The organism is Pseudomonas sp. S3E17, assembly GCF_024168685.1.
GTDB classification, from domain to species: domain Bacteria; phylum Pseudomonadota; class Gammaproteobacteria; order Pseudomonadales; family Pseudomonadaceae; genus Aquipseudomonas; species Aquipseudomonas marginalis.
Genome location: NZ_JALJWE010000001.1, coordinates 1,110,734 through 1,127,951 on the forward strand (window position 1 = coordinate 1,110,734; position 17,218 = coordinate 1,127,951).

The following is a 17,218-nucleotide window of genomic DNA, read 5'->3' on the forward strand; positions in this document are numbered from 1 at the left end:
ATTGGCCAAACCAGTCAGCCATGTTGAAGGCTTTGACCATTGCTGCCGTGGCGTTGCAGAGCGACTATTTCGACGATCTCGACCGTTCAAGGAAACAATAATGCAGATTGAGAACAAGGTTTTTCTGGTCAGCGGCGGCGCGTCCGGCCTCGGTGCAGCCACCGCAGATATGCTGGTCGCGGCCGGCGCCAAGGTCATGCTGGTGGATTTGAATGCCGACGCCGTGGCGGCCAAGGCCAGGCAGCTCGGCGGCAACGCCCGCAGCGCAGTAGCGGATATCAGCCAGGAAGCGGCTGCCGAAGCCGCCGTGCAGGCAACCGTCGCGGTGTTTGGCGGTTTGCATGGCTTGGTCAATTGCGCGGGGGTGGTACGCGGTGAAAAGATCCTCGGCAAGACTGGCCCCCACGGGCTGGCCAGCTTTGCCCAGGTGATCAACGTCAACCTGATCGGCAGCTTTAACCTGCTGCGCCTGGCGGCAGCCGCCATCGCCGAAACTGAAGCGAACGCCGACGGCGAGCGCGGGGTGATCATCAACACCGCTTCGGTGGCTGCATTCGACGGGCAGATCGGCCAGGCCGCTTATGCGGCGTCCAAAGGCGCGATAGCCAGCCTGACCTTGCCCGCCGCACGGGAGCTGGCGCGCTTCGGCATTCGCGTGATGACCATCGCCCCGGGCATTTTCGAAACCCCGATGATGGCCGGCATGACCCCGGAAGTACGCGACTCCCTGGCCGCCGGCGTGCCGTTTCCACCACGCCTGGGCAAGCCTGCCGAATACGCCGCGCTGGTGCGGCACATCATTGAAAACAGCATGCTCAACGGCGAGGTGATCCGTCTCGACGGCGCCTTGCGCATGGCGGCCAAGTAAGGAGGATGAGCCATGAATGATCCCATCGTGATTGTCAGCGCCGTGCGCACCCCCATGGGCGGGTTCCAGGGCGACCTCAAGGGTCTCACCGCACCGCAACTGGGCTCTGCGGCTATCCGTGCGGCGGTCGAGCGTGCCGGCATCGCCGCCGACGCCGTGGATGAGGTGTTGTTTGGGTGCGTGCTGCCCGCCGGCCTGGGCCAGGCGCCTGCGCGTCAAGCCGCCTTGGGCGCCGGGTTGGATAAGTCCACGCGTTGCACCACCCTCAACAAGATGTGCGGCTCGGGCATGGAAGCGGCGATCCTCGCCCATGATTCGCTGCTGGCCGGCAGCGTCGACGTGGTGATCGCCGGCGGCATGGAAAGCATGTCCAACGCGCCCTACCTGCTGGACCGCGCCCGCAGCGGCTATCGCATGGGCCATGGCCGCGTCATCGACCACATGTTCCTTGACGGCCTGGAAGATGCGTATGAAAAGGGCCGCCTGATGGGCACCTTTGCCGAAGAGTGCGCGCAGCTCAACGGCTTCAGCCGTGAGGCGCAGGATGCGTTCGCCATCGCGTCGCTGACCCGTGCGCAGGAGGCGATCACCCATGGCAGCTTCGCCGCCGAAATTGTCCCGGTACAGGTCACCGTCGGCAAAGAGCAGAAAACCATCCTGCATGACGAACAACCCCCCAAGGCCAGGCCGGAAAAAATCCCCGGCCTCAAACCGGCGTTCCGCGAAGGCGGCACGGTGACGGCGGCCAATTCCAGCTCGATTTCCGACGGCGCGGCCGCATTGCTGCTGATGCGTGAGTCCGAGGCGCAAAAGCGTGGGCTCAAGCCGCTGGCGGTGATCCACGGGCATGCGGCGTTTGCCGATGAACCGGGGCTGTTTCCGGTGGCGCCGGTGGGCGCGATTCGCAAGCTGATGAGCAAGACCGGCTGGAGCCTCGACAACGTCGATCTGTTCGAAATCAACGAAGCCTTTGCCGTGGTCAGCCTGGTGACTATGAGCAAGCTGGAAATCCCCCACGCCAAGGTCAATGTCCACGGCGGTGCCTGCGCCCTGGGCCACCCGATTGGCGCGTCCGGCGCGCGGATCCTGGTTACCCTGCTCTCGGCCCTGCGCCAGAAAGGCCTCAAGCGGGGCGTCGCCGCCATTTGTATCGGCGGCGGTGAAGCCACGGCCATGGCCGTCGAATGCCTGTATTAAGGACTGAGCCCAATGCTGCCCAATGACGAACAACTGCAAATCAGCGACGCCGCCCGGCAATTTGCCCAGGAGCGGCTCAAACCGTTTGCCGCCGAGTGGGACCGTGAGCACCGCTTTCCCAAGGAAGCCATCGGCGAAATGGCCGAACTGGGCTTTTTCGGCATGCTGGTGCCGGAACAGTGGGGCGGGTGCGACACGGGTTACCTGGCCTACGCCATGGCCCTGGAAGAAATCGCCGCCGGTGACGGCGCCTGCTCCACCATCATGAGCGTGCACAACTCGGTGGGCTGCGTGCCGATCCTGAGCTTCGGCAACGATCAGCAGAAAGAGCAATTCCTCAAGCCCCTGGCCAGCGGCGCCATGCTCGGTGCTTTCGCCCTGACTGAGCCGCAAGCCGGTTCGGATGCCAGTGGCCTGAAAACCCGTGCACGCCGTGAAGGCGATCATTACGTGCTCAATGGCTGCAAGCAGTTCATCACCTCCGGCCAGAATGCCGGGGTAGTGATTGTGTTCGCGGTGACCGACCCCGCAGCGGGCAAGCGTGGCATCAGTGCGTTTATCGTGCCCACTGATTCGCCGGGTTACAGCGTGGCGCGGGTCGAGGACAAGCTCGGCCAGCATGCCTCCGATACCTGCCAGATCCTGTTCGAGAATGTAAAGGTCCCGGTGGCCAACCGTCTTGGGGAGGAGGGCGAGGGTTACAAGATCGCCCTGGCCAACCTTGAAGGCGGTCGCGTCGGCATCGCCTCGCAATCGGTGGGCATGGCCCGCGCCGCTTTCGAGGCTGCACGCGACTACGCCCGCGAGCGTGAAAGCTTCGGCAAGCCGATCATTGAGCATCAGGCCGTGGCCTTTCGCCTGGCGGACATGGCCACGCAAATCGCCGTGGCGCGGCAGATGGTGCACTACGCCGCCGCCCTGCGGGACAGCGGCAAGCCGGCGTTGGTCGAAGCTTCCATGGCCAAGCTGTTCGCCTCGGAAATGGCCGAAAAAGTCTGTTCCGCCGCCTTGCAAACCCTCGGCGGTTACGGTTACCTGAGCGACTTCCCCGTGGAGCGGATCTACCGCGATGTGCGGGTCTGCCAGATTTACGAAGGCACCAGCGATATTCAACGCATGGTCATCTCACGCAATCTCTAAGGAGCCGATACATGAGTTACGACACCATTTTGCTCGACGTTCAGGGCCGCGTCGGGTTGATTACCCTCAACCGCCCGCAAGCCCTGAATGCCCTGAATGCGCAGTTGGTCAGTGAGTTGAACCAGGCGCTGGATGGCCTGGAAGCCAACCCGGAAATCGGCTGCATCGTACTGACCGGCTCGAAAAAAGCCTTCGCCGCCGGCGCCGACATCAAGGAAATGGCCGAGCTGACCTACCCGCAGATCTACCTCGACGACCTGTTCAGCGACAGCGACCGCGTGGCCAACCGCCGCAAGCCGATCATCGCCGCGGTCAACGGTTTCGCCCTGGGCGGTGGCTGCGAGCTGGCGCTGATGTGCGACTTTATCCTGGCCGGTGACGGCGCCAAGTTCGGTCAGCCGGAAATCAACCTCGGCGTGCTGCCGGGCATGGGCGGCACCCAGCGCCTGACCCGCGCGGTGGGCAAGGCCAAGGCCATGGAAATGTGCCTGACCGGACGGTTTATCGATGCGGTGGAAGCCGAGCGCTGCGGGATCGTCGCGCGCATCGTGCCCGCCGATGAACTGCTCGACGAGGCGCTGAAAGTCGCCACGCTGATTGCCGGCAAATCGGTGCCGATCAGCATGATGGTCAAGGAAAGCGTGAACCGTGCGTTTGAAGTGAGCCTGTCGGAAGGCGTGCGCTTTGAGCGCCGGGTGTTCCATGCCGCGTTCGCCACGCAGGACCAGAAGGAAGGCATGGCGGCGTTTGTGGCCAAGCGCGCGCCTGAGTTCAAGGATAAGTAGTCGTTGCCAGCTGTATAGCTTCAAGCTGCAAGCTGCAAGTAATCGCCAATGCGCTTTTACTTGAAGCTTGCAGCTTAAGACTTGCAGCTCCTACAGCTGGTAGTTTTTGAGTTCCCGGGCAATCACCATCCGCTGTATCTCGCTGGTCCCTTCGTAAATCTGCGTGATCCGCGCGTCCCGGTAGTAACGCTCCACCGGGTAATCCTCCAAATATCCATAGCCGCCATGAATCTGCATTGCGCTGGAGCAGACTTTCTCGGCCATTTCCGAGGCGAACAGCTTGGCCTGGGACGCTTCCGAGAGGCAGGGCTTGCCGGCGCTGCGCAGGCGCGCCGCGTGCAGGATCAGTAAACGGGCAGCGTTCAAGCGGGTTTGCATGTCCGCCAGCAGGTTGGCCACGCTTTGGTGTTCGATGATCGCCTTGTCGAATTGCACCCGGTCGCGGGCATAGGCCAGCGCCGCCTCGAAGGCCGCACGGGCGATGCCCAGGGCTTGGGCGGCAATGCCGATGCGGCCGCCTTCGAGGTTGGACAGGGCGATGGCCAGGCCTTTGCCGCGCTCGCCGAGCAGGTTGGCCTCGGGCACGCTGCAGTGGTTGAGGGTCACCGCGCAGGTGTCCGAGGCTCGAATACCCATCTTGTGTTCGGTACGGTCGACCACAAACCCTGGGGTATCGGTGGGTACCAGGAACGCGGAAATGCCTTTCTTGCCCAGGTCCGGGTCGGTCACGGCAAATACAATCGCCAGCTTGGCGCGCTTGCCGTTGCTGACGAATTGCTTGGCGCCATTGATGACCCACTGGCCATCGCGCAGTTCGGCGCGCGTACGCAGGTTGTGGGCCTCGGAGCCGGCCTGGGGTTCGGTCAGGCAGAAGCAGCCAATCGCCTGGCCACTGGCGAGGTCGGCCAGCCAGGTGTGTTTCTGGGCATCGGTGCCGTAGTTGAGGATTGGCCCGCAACCCACTGAATTATGGATACTCATCAGTGCGCCGGTGGCGCCATCGCCGGCCGAGATCTCTTCCACGGCCAGGGCATACGCCACGTAGTCGACATAGGTGCCGCCCCATTCTTCCGGCACTACCATGCCCAACAGGCCCAGTTCACCCATCTTCGCCACCAGGGCGTCGTCGATCCAGCCGGCTTTTTCCCAGGCTTGGGCATGGGGGGCGATTTCGCCACGGGCGAAGTCGCGCGCCATGTCACGGATCATTACCTGTTCTTCAGTATATTCAATGTCTTGCATGGCTTATTTCGCAACCTGCTCGAAGTGATGGAAGAAGCTGTCGACATGGCTTTTGTCCAGGCCATGGAGCGTCGGCGGGTTCCAGCGAGGGTTCTTGTCCTTGTCGATGATCAGCGCGCGGACCCCTTCGATCAGGTCGCCGCGTTCGAACCATTGGCGGTCAAGGTGCAGCTCCAGGGCAAAGCACTGTTCCAACGGCAGGCGCCGGCCGCGTCGCAGCATTTCCAGGGTCACGGCCATGGCCAGGGGCGAGCGGGTTTGCATCAGGTGGACGGTGTTCAGTGCCCACTCATGGCTGTCGGCGACGGTGACTTCCTGGAGTTGCTCGACGATGCTCGGAATATCCGGCAGGCCGAAGAAGTGGTCGATAGCGGGGCGCAATGCGGCCAGCGGCGGGTCGGGCAGGCGCTGCACCGCCAGCTTGGCCAGCACGCCTTGCAGGTCTTTGAGGGGCGACTCATGCCATTGCAGGCTGTCGAGTTTCTCGTCGAGGCTGGCCAGCTTGGCGCTGTCCAGGTACCAGTTGGCCAACCCGCAATACAGGGCGTCTGCCGCGCGAACCTGCACGCCGGTCACACCGAGGTAAATGCCCAGCTCGCCGGGAATGCGCGGCAGGAAGTAGCTGCCACCGACGTCCGGGAAGTAACCGATCGCCACCTCCGGCATCGCCAGGCGGCTGCGTTCGGTGACGACGCGCAAATCCGCACCCTGCACCAGGCCCATGCCGCCGCCCAGGACAAACCCGTCCATCAGGGCCAATACGGGCTTGCGGTAATGGTGGATGGCCAGGTCCAGCGCGTACTCCTCGACGAAGAAGTCTTCGTGCAGGGTGTCGCCGCGTTTGAAACTGTCATACAGGCAGCGGATATCGCCGCCGGCACAAAATGCCTTTTCGCCCGCACCGCGCAGGACTACAGCATGCACCTGCGGGTCGTCTGACCAGGCTTGCAGCTGTTGCGACAGGCTGCGGACCATGTCCAGGGTGATGGCATTCAAGCCGGCGGGGCGATTGAGGGTGAGGTGACCGATATGGTTGCGTACTTCGGCCAGTACGTCGTCCTGACGCCTGTCGGCGCTGCTTGCTTCGCTTGAAACCTGAGCAGTCATCTGTAACTCCCTGCTTTTATTGTTCTTTATCAAGATGGTCGTGCGCAAACACTCCCGTGATCGTACCAGTGCAAATTTGCACAGTACAACCCGGAATCATGCAGGTCGTTTTTGCATTTATGCAGGGTGTCGGGCGCGGGTTCAGGTCACGCGGGTTGCCAGTACTTCACCGATGCTGCGGCGCCGCGCGTGGGTTTCTGCAGCGTGGATCAATTGTTCCAGCTCCGTCGGGGCCACGTCGTAGAATTGCTCCATGTCCGCCAGCGCCAGCTTCAAGTCGGCGGCCGTAATAGCGGGGTCTCGGGCGGCCCTGGGGTCAGGCAGGACAGACGTCGACGTCTCGACAGCTCCCTTGGGGTAGCGCGTTCGCGTCGCATTATTGTAGGCCAGTGCGCAGGCCAGCAAGGCGCCGGCACCGAGTAATACGGCCCCCAATTCGTGCCAGCCCAGGGCGGCGGAGGCAGGGTCGGCCAGGACCAGGCTCATGGCCAGTCCACCGGCGGGCGGGTGCAGGCACCGCAGCCAGCACATCAGCACCACGGCCATGCCGGCCGCCAGGCAGGCACCGCCCAGGGTGCGCCCCAGGACGCGGGCCACCAGCAATGCCACGACACCGGCGCACAGGTAGCTGCCGATGATCGACCAGGGTTGTGCCAGCGCACCGGACGAGACCGCAAACAACAACACTGCCGAAGCCCCCAGCGGGCCCAGCAGGTGCAGCGCCACCTCCATGCCAAAGACCTGGGCGCAGAGCCACACACTGAAGAATGTACCCAAGGCCATGCCAATCGCGGCACGGCTCCATTCGGTGGGGCGGGTGTTGATAGCAGCGGGAAACCAGCGAGAGCGCATTGAAAGGAAATCCATAAACGGCGGGCAAAAAAAAGGCTTGTCTGGTCGCCCGGAAAAGCCCTTTGAAAGTTCCTGCATTTGGGGGAGGAACCCGCGCAGTGTGCCGTGCCTGCCAGGGCACCGCCAATGCATATTAATGAGGGTTAAATACAAAAATAATGAGTTTATCAGGGCATGACGGGAGAATTGAGCTTGCCCAGCACACGAATATCGGTCTCTTCATTGAACAAATGTTTTTGCAGGTTTTCCTGCAACCCTGGCTCCCCGGCCAGTGGACCTTTGAGGGCCACCAGGGCATTGCGCAGCCACATCAGCCGATCCAGCGGCGCAATGGGCACGTAGCCAATATGGATTTCATTACGGGTCATTGAAGCTGGGGTATACGGTAAACGCTCATCCGGCACGGTTTGCCCTCTCACGAAGTAAGCCGCGGTGCTGGCTGCGGCTCCTGGCGTCCTTGTTGTTATCCATGGCCTGTGGCGGTAGACAGTTACCGCGCGTGGCCATCGAGTTTACAGTTGGGTTTCAGACGCGGGAAAGGGAAATGACACCAGCCATTACGCATAGCTGCGTAGGATCTTTCTGCGTCGCAACTCAAGGCTGAGGGGCTTTGGCCAGGTACAGCAGCACATAGGGGTTTCGGTCGAACTCACCGCTCAGGGTTGGACTAATTGCACGCAGGCGCGGGTCCTGCAAACCGTCGAAATCCGCCTGGCTCATCACCAGCCACGCCGGCCCTTGCAGCGGTGCCAGGTCAGAGGCTTGTTGGGTAAACAACGGCACCTGGTCGCAGTCGAGGTTGACCATGTATTTGATCGCCTTGGCGTCTTTGCCCAGGCCGTGCAATACCACGGGGGCGCGCTGTTGCTTGACCTGCTCATGCACTTGCAGGGTAAAGGTGCGGGTGTCGTAGACGCTGCGCTCGAGCGGTTCGACCACGGCAATATAGGTTGCCCACACCGCAAGCACGGCGGCAAGCGCCGGACCCAGCGGCCGCAGGCGAGCCCTGAACAACGCCAGCAATGCCAAGGCTTGCAACACGCCGAGAACGGCGAACACCGGCCCCAGCTCGCTCAACTGCTGCGGATAGCGTGGCCGCGCGAATACCACCCCGACGATCAGCAGGCATGGCAGCAGCGTCCATAGACCCAGCATCAGCCCACGCAACCCTGCAAACAACCGCCCCTCAGCGGCCTGGAACGGGTACGCCGCAATGATCGCCGCCATAGGCAACATCGGCAGCACATAGCGGGCCTTCTTTGCCTGGGGAATCGACAGGCCCAGCATCACCAGCAAGCCTGCGGCGGCGCAATACAGCACCAGTTGCAACGCCGGCGTCGGCACGCGGCGCCCACCGACCGCAACCGCCAGCAGCACCAGCAGCGCCACGGGATAGGCGAGCGCGTAGTTGCCCAGCGAGCTGGTGAAGTAATACAACGCGCCGCTGGAGCCTTCACTGCCGTCCATGCGCCCCAGGAACTGCATGCGGATCACATCCTGCATGAAGCTCTCGCCGCCACTGAGCTTGGCCATCAGCAACAGCAGGCCGACACAGGCCCCCAGCAGCGCCAGGGCCAGCAGGCCAAAACTGAACAGTTGGCGCCATTGCCGGTTGATCAGGTAGTAACTGCACAGCACGCCCGTGGGAATGACCAGCCCGATCGGCCCGCGAATCGCAAAGCCGAGGATCAGCAGCAGGTACAGCCAGTACAGGCGTCTGCCCGCACCGAAATGGTCATGGGCATAACCGAGGTAGAACACCGCCAGGGCGATGGCGGCGAGCATCTGGTCGAGGGATACCGCACGGGTTTCACTGACGAAGGTACTGCTCAGCAACAACAGGGCGATGCTCAGCAGGCCCCAACGCTGGGAGTAGGGCGCCGTCAGGCGATACACCAGGATGACGATCACTGCCGAGGCAATCGACGTGGGCAGCCAGGCCGTGAGGCTGGTGACCTGGCCCAGGGGCAGGGACAACAGCCAGGTCATCAGCGTCGAGGTGGCCAGGTAATCGGCATACGGCTGTCCGTAGGTGGTGGGGAAAAAGCCCGGCCCATGGCGCAGCATCTCCTGGGCAAACACCACGAAGCGTGAGTCGAAACCGATAATCGCCTGGTGCCAGCTGCCGGCGATGAACAACAACAGCGCCAGCAATCCCAAGCCGAGGGATTGGCGACGAATCGTCGGGCTGAGCAGGGACGGTTGAGCTTTGTTCACGACTCAGGCTTCCACGACCCGGGGCATCCACTGTTGCTGGGGGATCGGCAACTGGCAGGAATCGCCACGGCCGATCGGGTAGTACTGGAAGCCTTTGCGCGCCAGGCGCTCACCGTCATACAGGTTGCGGCCGTCGAAGATCACCGGGGTTTTCAGGCGCTGGTGGATCAGCTCGAAGTCGGGCGCCTTGAACTGCTGCCATTCGGTGCAGACGATCAGCGCATCGGCGCCGAGCAACGTAGATTCCGGCGTGCCCATCAGCATCAGCCGCTCCTCGTCAGCGTAGATGCGCTGGGTTTCCTGCATGGCTTCCGGGTCGAACGCCCGTACATTGGCGCCGGCGGCCCACAACGCTTCCATCAGCACGCGGCTGGGTGCATCGCGCATGTCGTCGGTGTTGGGCTTGAACGCCAGGCCCCACAGGGCAAAGGTCTTGCCGCGCAGGTTGCCCTGGAAGAACGCATTGATACGTTCGAACAGCTTGCTCTTCTGGCGCTGGTTGATGGCTTCCACGGCTTCCAGCAGGTCGCTGGAGCAGTTGGCCTGCTTGGCGCTGTGGATCAAGGCGCGCATGTCCTTGGGGAAGCACGAGCCGCCGTAGCCGCAGCCGGGGTAGATAAAGTGGTAGCCGATGCGCGAGTCGGCACCGATGCCCAGGCGCACGGCTTCGATATCGGCGCCCAGGTGTTCGGCCAGTTCGGCGATCTGGTTGATGAAGCTGATCTTGGTCGCCAGCATGCAGTTGGCGGCGTATTTGGTCAGCTCGGCGCTGCGCAGGTCCATGAAGATGATGCGGTCATGGTTGCGGTTGAACGGCGCGTACAGGTCGCGCATCACGTCGCGCACTTCTTCGCGCTCGCAGCCGATGATGATGCGGTCCGGGCGGCGGCAGTCGGAAACGGCCGAGCCCTCCTTGAGGAATTCCGGGTTGGAGACGATATCGAACTCCAGGTGCCGACCGGCCAGGTGCAGGGCTCTTTCGATATGGGCGCGCAGGGTGTCGCCGGTGCCCACCGGCACGGTGGATTTCTCCACCAGGATCACCGGTTCGATACGGTGGCGGGCTACTGCGTCGCCCACCGACAGCACGTACTTGAGGTCGGCCGAGCCGTCTTCATCCGACGGCGTACCCACCGCGATAAACAGCACTTCGCCGTGTTCGACGGCAAGCTTTTCGTCAAAGGTGAAGTGCAGTCGCCCGCTCTCCAGGTTTTCCTTGACCATGGCCGCCAGCCCCGGCTCGAAGATGCTCACATGGCCTTGCTGCAGGAGCTTGACCTTGTTCTGATCGACGTCCATGCAGATGACATCGTGACCGACTTCGGCTAATACGGTGGCCTGTACCAGACCGACGTAACCACTACCAAATACACTGATTTTCATGGGGCATTCCTGGCGCTTGCAGCGCTAGCACGGCGAGAGTTAATAACCAGCACACCAAGGATGACAAGCGCCACCCCCAGGGTTTTCGAGAGAGAAAAATGTTCGTTGAACACCGGCAGGCTGGCGGCCAGCAGGTACACCAGCGCGTAGCTGATGCTCAGCAGCGAATAGGCGCGGCCCAGGGGCAGGTGCTTGAGGGCGCCGAGCCAGCAGAGCATCGACAGCGCGTAGGCCAGGATCGCCAGGCTTACTACGCCCAACGCGGTGAAGTCGATGGCGTTGCTGTTGAACGCCGTCAGCCATTCGGTAGGCAAGGGCAGGCGCGTCATGCTCCAGCGCATGCCCAACTGGGCGGCGCTGACCAGGCCAACGCTGCCCAGGGCCAGGGCAAACCCACGCACGCGGCTCATACCTGGCGCCCCAGCAGCACCACACCGGCAATCACCAGCACCACACCCAGCCAATGCCGTGTGTCGATGGGCTCCTTGAATACACAGCGTGCCACCAGGGTGACCAGGACAAAATTGAGACTGAGCATCGGGTAGGCGATGCCGACTTCCAGGCGCTGCAACACCAGCAACCACACCAGCAAACCAAAACCCAGGCACAGCAGGGCCGACCACAACCACGGCGAGCGCAGTTTCAGCGCCCAACCGTCGGGCTGGCCGCGCCAGCCTTCTACGGCGAATTTCTGCGAGACCTGGCCCATGCATGTCAGCAGGCAGGCCGCCAATAACAGGAGCAGTGTGATCATGGCGCAACCTGCGGAAACACCAGGATCACGATATTGCCTTGCTCGTAGCGCTTGCCGTCCTTGGGCAGCAAGTCCACTTCGGCGATTTCGTCGTCACCCTTGACGCGCATCACCACACCGACCGCGCCGTGTTTGCGCGCGTCGCTCATCCATTGCTGGACCTGTGTGGTGTCGACCTTGTGATGGGCCGCATCGTCGAAGGCCAAGCCATATTTCACTTCGCCGACGGTGTTATAGAGGGTCACGTCCGGGCGCTTGACGCGCCACGCCAGGGCGGAGGCCGCGCCGAGGTCGTTGCTCAGCAACGCGCTGGTCTGGCTCAACTCCTGGAGGTGATCGATGATGAACTGGTCCGGGGTCTTGTTATAAACCACCGAATGGGGCAATGCGGCCGGGACCAGCGCCACCAGCAACCAGCTGCCGATCACCGGCGCTGCCCACAAGCGCAGCGGGCGCGAGGCCTGCAACAGGTTGGCAACGATCCAGCCGAACAGGAAGACAAACACCAGCACCAGGCTGAGGGTTTCACTGCCGTGCTCGTACACCGATTTTTTCAGTTGGAACCAGGTCAGGGCCAGTAACGCCACAACGCCAATCACCAGGTTCAGCCAGCCGTTGATGCGCAATACACGACCACGGGCCTGGGCCAGTTTGTCGGCCAAGGTGTGGCCCATCAGCAACGCCAGCGGCAGCAGGCACGGCATGATGTAGGAGGGCAACTTACCCTTGGCCAGGCTGAAAAACGCCAGGGGCATCAGCAGCCACAACAACAGGAAGGCGGTTTTCGCCGCGCGTTTTTCCTGCCACGCCTGTTTCAGGGTGGACGGCAACAGCGCCACCCACGGCAGGCAGAAGGCGATCAGCAGCGGCAGGTAGTACCAGAACGGTTCGGCGTGCTGGGCATCCTCGCCGGCAAAGCGCTGGATGTGCTCGTGCCAAAAGAAGAAGTTCCAGTAGTCCGGCTCCTGCAGGTGCACGGCCAGGGCCCACGGCAGGCTCACCGCAATGGCCACGACCACGGCGACCAGGCCGTAGCCGAGCAGTTCGCGAAAGCGCTTCTGCCAGATCGCGTAGGGCAGGGCGATCAATACCGGCAACAGCCACGCCAGGAAGCCCTTGGTCATAAAGCCCATGCCACAGGCGAAGCCGAGCAGCGCCCAGGCCCCCAGGCGGCCGTTGCGGGTGGTGCTGTCGAAGCAGAACCACAGGGCGACGCCGGTCAGGTTGACCCAGAACGTGAACTGCGGGTCGAGGTTGGCATAGCCACCCAAGGCCGCCACGCTGACAAAACTCATGTACAGCACACTGCTGACCAGGCTTTTTTGCGGGTCACTCCACAACCGGCGCGACACCAGGTACACCAGCAGGATGCTCAAGCCGGTGCTCAACGCCGATGCGAAGCGCACGCCAAACAGGTTTTGCCCGAAGATCGCCTGGCCCAGCGCGATCATCCAGTAACCGGCAGCGGGTTTTTCGAAGTAGCGGATCCCCATGAAGTGCGGCGAGGCCCACTTGCCGGTCAGCAGCATTTCCTGGCTGATCTGTGCATAGCGGGTTTCATCCGGAATCCACAGGCCGTGGGTGGCCAGCGGCAACAGGTAAAACACACCGAACGCCAGCAGGAGCAGGGGCAAGGCCCAACGCCGGATCATGCCTGCTGCACTCCGAGCCAACCCTCACGGCCGCTCAAGGCGCCGCGCACCAGGTGTTGCCGGGGCAGGGTGGTCAGGTCCGCAGGCAGCAAGTCGCCCAGGGGGTTGAAGTCGATGCCGCGCTGCCCTGCCTGGGCGAGCAACTGGCGAAAATCATTGGCCATCAGAATCCCTTCTACTTCTGCGTGGATCGTGTAGACGTTGAGCTTCGACTCGGCAAACCGGTCAAGAATGAAGCCGTTGAAGTCTTTGGCGGCCACCACCGGCCCGACGACTTCGTCGAAGGTCGGCAGGTCCACCGGAATTTGTGGCGTACCCGCGCTGCCATCTGCCAATGTCGGCCGAAACAGGCTGGTACCCCGGCAATCGCTGTTGTAGCGGAAGTTGAAACCTTGCTTGGCCTGCACCACCCGCTCATCGGCACGCCAACCGGCGGCCGCCGAACAGTCGATGCGCTCGCCGAGGATGTCGCTCAAGGTCTCCACGCCGCGTCGAATCTGCTCCACCAGCTGTGCATCGCTCCAACGCCCGGTGTTGGCCTGCCAGCCGTGGTGATCCCAGGCGTGCAGGCCGACTTCATGCCCCGCCGCCTTGGCCTGGCGCATCAAGTGCCCCAGGTCACGACCGATCGGCTTGCCTGGCCAGGCGGTGCCGGCCAGCAGGATGTCCCAGCCGTACAGGCCGGCCGCGTTGGAACGCAGCATCTTCCACAGGAACTGCGGGCGGATCAGGCGCCACAAGTGGCGCCCCATGTTGTCCGGCCCGACACTGAAGAAGAACGTCGCCTTGACCCCGGCCTCATCCAGGGATTCGAGCAACCGTGGCACGCCTTCGCGGGTGCCGCGGTAGGTATCGACGTCGATGCGCAAGCCTGCCTTCATTACTTTTTGTCCGCGATTTCGAGCATGGCTTCACGCAGGAAGAAGTCCAGCGTGTTGCCGATGGTTTCGCTCATCTCCACGGTCGGCTCCCAGTTCAGCAGGCGCTTGGCGTTTTCGATGCTTGGCTTGCGGTGCGCCACGTCCTGGTAACCGGTGCCGTAGAACGCCTTGCTCTCGACGTCGCGGAAACCGGCGAACGGTGGGAAGTTGCCGCGCAGCGGGTGCGCCTCGAACTGACGCAGCAGCTCTTCGCCCAACTGGCGGATGCTGGCTTCGTTTTCCGGGTTGCCGATGTTGATGATCTGGCCGTTGCAGGCATCGTTGTCGTTATCGATGATGCGCGCCAGGGCTTCGATACCGTCGGCGATGTCAGTGAAGCAACGCTTCTGCTCGCCACCGTCGAACAGGCGGATCGGCGTACCTTCCACCAGGTTCAGGATCAGCTGGGTGATCGCCCGGGAGCTGCCGATACGCGCCGAATCCAGGCGGTCCAGGCGCGGGCCCATCCAGTTGAACGGACGGAACAGGGTGAAGTTCAGGCCCTTGGCGCCGTAGGCCCAGATCACGCGGTCCAGCAGTTGCTTGGAGACCGAGTAGATCCAGCGCTGCTTGTTGACCGGGCCGACCACCAGGTTGGAGGTGTCTTCGTCGAAGTACTGGTCCTGGCACATGCCATAGACTTCGGAAGTCGACGGGAAGATCACGCGCTTGTTGTACTTGACGCAGTAGCGCACCAGCTTGAGGTTTTCTTCGAAGTCCAGCTCGAACACGCGCAGCGGGTTGCGGGTGTATTCGATCGGTGTGGCGATGGCCACCAGCGGCAGAACCACGTCGCACTTCTTGATGTGGTACTCGATCCACTCGGTGTGGATGCTGATGTCGCCTTCGACGTAATGGAAGTTCGGGTGGCTGCGCAGGCGCTCGATGGCGTCGGAGCCGATGTCCAGGCCGTAGACTTCATAACGGTCGTCACGCAGCAGGCGCTCGGACAGGTGGTTACCGATAAAGCCGTTCACACCCAGAATCAGCACGCGGGTCCGGCGCGGCTTGCGGCCGGACTCGGCACCGCGCAGTACGGAGCCGTCGACCAGGCCCAGTTCGTTGGCCAGTGACGGGCCGGCCAGGTACAGGCCGTTGTCGTTGCGCTGGCCGAACTTGACCACCAGAGAGTCTTCGCCGCAGGCGATGCGCAGCGGGTTGACGCTGATCACACGGCCCGGCGCCAGGCCTTCATTGCCCTTGACCACTTCGGCGTGCCAGACGATGAGCTTGTGCTCGCCGACGGCGCAGAACGCGCCTGGGTACGGTTGAGTCACCGCGCGCACCAGGTTGAACAGTTCTTCAGCGGGTTTTTTCCACTCCAGCTTGCCGTCGGCGGCCGTGCGGCGACCAAAGTAGGTGGCCTGGCTTTCGTCCTGGGCCGTCTCGGTCAGCTTGCCCGCAGCCAGTTGCGGCAGGGCGTCGCGCAGCAGGCTGGTGGCCGCATCACGCAGCTTGGCGTGCAGGGTCAGGCCGGTGTCGGTGCGCTCGATCCCGACTTTTTGCTGGGCCAGGATCGCCCCGGCATCGGCGCGCTTGACCATGCGGTGCAGGGTCACGCCGGTTTCGGTTTCGCCGTTGACCAGCACCCAGTTGGCCGGGGCACGGCCACGGTATTTAGGCAGCAACGAGCCGTGCAGGTTGAACGCGCCTTTGCTGGCGGTGGCCAACAGCGGCTCGCTCAGCAGATTGCGGTAGTAGAAAGAAAAAATGTAGTCCGGATTCAACTTGGCGATGCGCTCGATCCACAGCGGGTGGTTGGCGTCTTCCGGCGCGTGTACCGGGATGCCGTTGCGCGCGCAGAGTTGGGCGACGGAGCCGTAGAAATTGTTTTCCTTGGGGTCGTCGGCATGGGTGAACACGGCGGCAATGTCGTAGCCGGCAGTCAGCAGGGCTTCAATGCCCGCACAGCCAATATCGTGGTAAGCGAAGACAACGGCTTTTGAATTCATGACGAAACCTGATCGGAAGGAAAAGTAGTGGTGGAATGGGAAGACACCAGGCCGTCGACGACGACCACGGGTGCCGGTGCTGCCGGTTGGTTGCGCAGCACTTTTTCAATAAAGAAGCGGGGGCGGGCGCGCACATCGCTGTACATGCGGCCCAGGTATTCACCCAGCAGGCCCATGCCGATGAACTGGCCGCCGGTAAACACGAACAGCACCGCGAACAGTACGAACAGACCGTCACCGGCCCAGTCGGCGCCGAAGGCCAGGCGCATCACGATCAACGCAAAGGCGAAGAACACCCCCAGCGCCGCCAGGCTGAAGCCGACGATGGACAGCAAGCGCAGCGGCGTGGTGGTCATGCAGGTCAGCAGGTCGAACATCAGGCTGATCAGGCGCATGGCGCTGTATTTGGATTCGCCGTGTTCACGCTCGGCGTGGTGCACCAGGATCTCGGTGGTGTGACGGGCAAAGCCGTTGGCCAGGATCGGGATGAAGGTGCTGCGCTCGCGGCAGGCGAGCATGGCGTCGACGATGGTGCGCCGGTAAGCGCGCAGCATGCAGCCGTAGTCGCTCATGGCGACGCCGGTGGAGCGTTGCACGGCGAGGTTGATCAGCCGCGAAGGCCAGCGGCGAAAGGCCGAGTCCTGGCGATTGTTGCGTACCGTGGCGACCACGTCGTAGCCCAGGGCGGCTTGTTCCACCAGGCGCGGGATTTCTTCGGGAGGGTTCTGCAGGTCGGCGTCGAGGGTAATCACCACGTCGCCCCGGCACTGCTCGAAACCGGCCATGATCGCCGCGTGCTGCCCGTAGTTGCGATTGAGGATCACCGCCACCACGTTGCTGCCGTCTTGCGCGGCGGCGTCTTCGAGCAATTGGGCGGAGTTGTCGCGGCTACCGTCATCCACCAGGATGATTTCGTATTCGTAGGCCAGTTGCCTGCATGCGGCAGTGGTACGACGCAGCAGTTCAGGCAGGCTTTCTTGTTCGTTGTAGACCGGGATAACGATCGACACGCAATGAATAGGGTAGGGTTTCAAAGATTCATGACCTCGGGGCTAGAGCAACTTGGAGCGTGAAAACAGCAGTATTCATTGGGCAAGCGTAGGGCTCGCAGGTAAAAAGCGGCGTTAAAGGTGGAACGTAATCAACAGG

16 protein-coding genes are annotated in these 17,218 nt (G+C 62.7%); 4 read left to right on the top strand and 12 right to left on the bottom strand.

Annotated elements, in window-relative coordinates:
• Positions 1 to 100 precede the first annotated feature (100 nt).
• From J3D60_RS04535 to J3D60_RS04550, 4 genes are read left to right on the top strand one after another with little or no spacing between them, the layout of a single operon-like run.
• The gene (locus J3D60_RS04535) at positions 101 to 868 is read left to right on the top strand and encodes an SDR family NAD(P)-dependent oxidoreductase (protein ID WP_253490077.1); all 768 of its coding nucleotides are present in this window, start codon (positions 101 to 103) and stop codon (positions 866 to 868) included.
• 12 nt (positions 869 to 880) lie between these two features.
• Complete coding sequence (locus J3D60_RS04540) at positions 881 to 2,065, top strand: acetyl-CoA C-acyltransferase (RefSeq protein WP_027605870.1); 1,185 nt, start codon at positions 881 to 883, stop codon at positions 2,063 to 2,065.
• Between the two features lie 12 nt (positions 2,066 to 2,077).
• The gene (locus J3D60_RS04545; protein WP_253490079.1) at positions 2,078 to 3,205 is read left to right on the top strand and encodes an acyl-CoA dehydrogenase; all 1,128 of its coding nucleotides are present in this window, start codon (positions 2,078 to 2,080) and stop codon (positions 3,203 to 3,205) included.
• Between the two features lie 11 nt (positions 3,206 to 3,216).
• The gene (locus tag J3D60_RS04550) at positions 3,217 to 3,990 is read left to right on the top strand and encodes an enoyl-CoA hydratase (protein WP_253490080.1); all 774 of its coding nucleotides are present in this window, start codon (positions 3,217 to 3,219) and stop codon (positions 3,988 to 3,990) included.
• Between the two features lie 90 nt (positions 3,991 to 4,080).
• Here the strand turns inward: J3D60_RS04550 and J3D60_RS04555 are convergent, their stop codons facing one another.
• The 12 genes from J3D60_RS04555 to arnC form a co-directional block, all read right to left on the bottom strand.
• Positions 4,081 to 5,232 carry an acyl-CoA dehydrogenase family protein gene (locus J3D60_RS04555; RefSeq protein ID WP_115487315.1) on the bottom strand — a complete coding sequence of 384 codons (1,152 nt, stop codon included), beginning with the start codon at positions 5,230 to 5,232 and terminating at the stop codon, positions 4,081 to 4,083.
• A 3-nt stretch (positions 5,233 to 5,235) separates the two neighbouring features.
• Entirely contained in the window at positions 5,236 to 6,339 is a 1,104-nt protein-coding gene (locus tag J3D60_RS04560) for an enoyl-CoA hydratase/isomerase family protein (RefSeq protein ID WP_253490081.1), read from the bottom strand.
• Positions 6,340 to 6,480: 141 nt separating this feature from the next.
• Positions 6,481 to 7,191: an HPP family protein gene (locus J3D60_RS04565; RefSeq protein ID WP_141157766.1), complete on the bottom strand. Its 711-nt coding sequence runs from the start codon at positions 7,189 to 7,191 to the stop codon at positions 6,481 to 6,483.
• Between the two features lie 167 nt (positions 7,192 to 7,358).
• Positions 7,359 to 7,559, bottom strand: a complete 201-nt coding sequence (locus J3D60_RS04570; protein ID WP_301294458.1) for a type VI secretion system contractile sheath small subunit — start codon at positions 7,557 to 7,559, stop codon at positions 7,359 to 7,361.
• 226 nt (positions 7,560 to 7,785) lie between these two features.
• Entirely contained in the window at positions 7,786 to 9,408 is a 1,623-nt protein-coding gene (locus tag J3D60_RS04575; RefSeq protein ID WP_253490082.1) for a glycosyltransferase family 39 protein, read from the bottom strand.
• A 3-nt stretch (positions 9,409 to 9,411) separates the two neighbouring features.
• The gene (locus J3D60_RS04580; RefSeq protein ID WP_253490083.1) at positions 9,412 to 10,791 is read right to left on the bottom strand and encodes a UDP-glucose/GDP-mannose dehydrogenase family protein; all 1,380 of its coding nucleotides are present in this window, start codon (positions 10,789 to 10,791) and stop codon (positions 9,412 to 9,414) included.
• Positions 10,788 to 11,201: a 4-amino-4-deoxy-L-arabinose-phosphoundecaprenol flippase subunit ArnF gene (gene arnF / locus J3D60_RS04585; protein WP_065927529.1), complete on the bottom strand. Its 414-nt coding sequence runs from the start codon at positions 11,199 to 11,201 to the stop codon at positions 10,788 to 10,790. Before arnF ends, J3D60_RS04580 begins: the two co-directional genes overlap by 4 nt.
• Entirely contained in the window at positions 11,198 to 11,545 is a 348-nt protein-coding gene (gene arnE / locus J3D60_RS04590) for a 4-amino-4-deoxy-L-arabinose-phosphoundecaprenol flippase subunit ArnE (RefSeq protein WP_141157763.1), read from the bottom strand. Before arnE ends, arnF begins: the two co-directional genes overlap by 4 nt.
• Positions 11,542 to 13,197 carry a lipid IV(A) 4-amino-4-deoxy-L-arabinosyltransferase gene (gene arnT / locus J3D60_RS04595; protein ID WP_253490084.1) on the bottom strand — a complete coding sequence of 552 codons (1,656 nt, stop codon included), beginning with the start codon at positions 13,195 to 13,197 and terminating at the stop codon, positions 11,542 to 11,544. The genes arnE and arnT overlap by 4 nt, the downstream gene beginning before the upstream one ends.
• On the bottom strand, positions 13,194 to 14,078 hold the full coding sequence (gene arnD, locus J3D60_RS04600; RefSeq protein WP_027605859.1) for a 4-deoxy-4-formamido-L-arabinose-phosphoundecaprenol deformylase: 885 nt from the start codon (positions 14,076 to 14,078) through the stop codon (positions 13,194 to 13,196). The genes arnT and arnD overlap by 4 nt, the downstream gene beginning before the upstream one ends.
• Positions 14,078 to 16,069 carry a bifunctional UDP-4-amino-4-deoxy-L-arabinose formyltransferase/UDP-glucuronic acid oxidase ArnA gene (gene arnA, locus J3D60_RS04605; protein ID WP_253490085.1) on the bottom strand — a complete coding sequence of 664 codons (1,992 nt, stop codon included), beginning with the start codon at positions 16,067 to 16,069 and terminating at the stop codon, positions 14,078 to 14,080. The genes arnD and arnA overlap by 1 nt, the downstream gene beginning before the upstream one ends.
• Positions 16,066 to 17,103, bottom strand: coding sequence for an undecaprenyl-phosphate 4-deoxy-4-formamido-L-arabinose transferase (gene arnC, locus J3D60_RS04610; RefSeq protein WP_065941521.1), 1,038 nt, complete (start codon positions 17,101 to 17,103; stop codon positions 16,066 to 16,068). Before arnC ends, arnA begins: the two co-directional genes overlap by 4 nt.
• Positions 17,104 to 17,218: the final 115 nt, after the last annotated feature.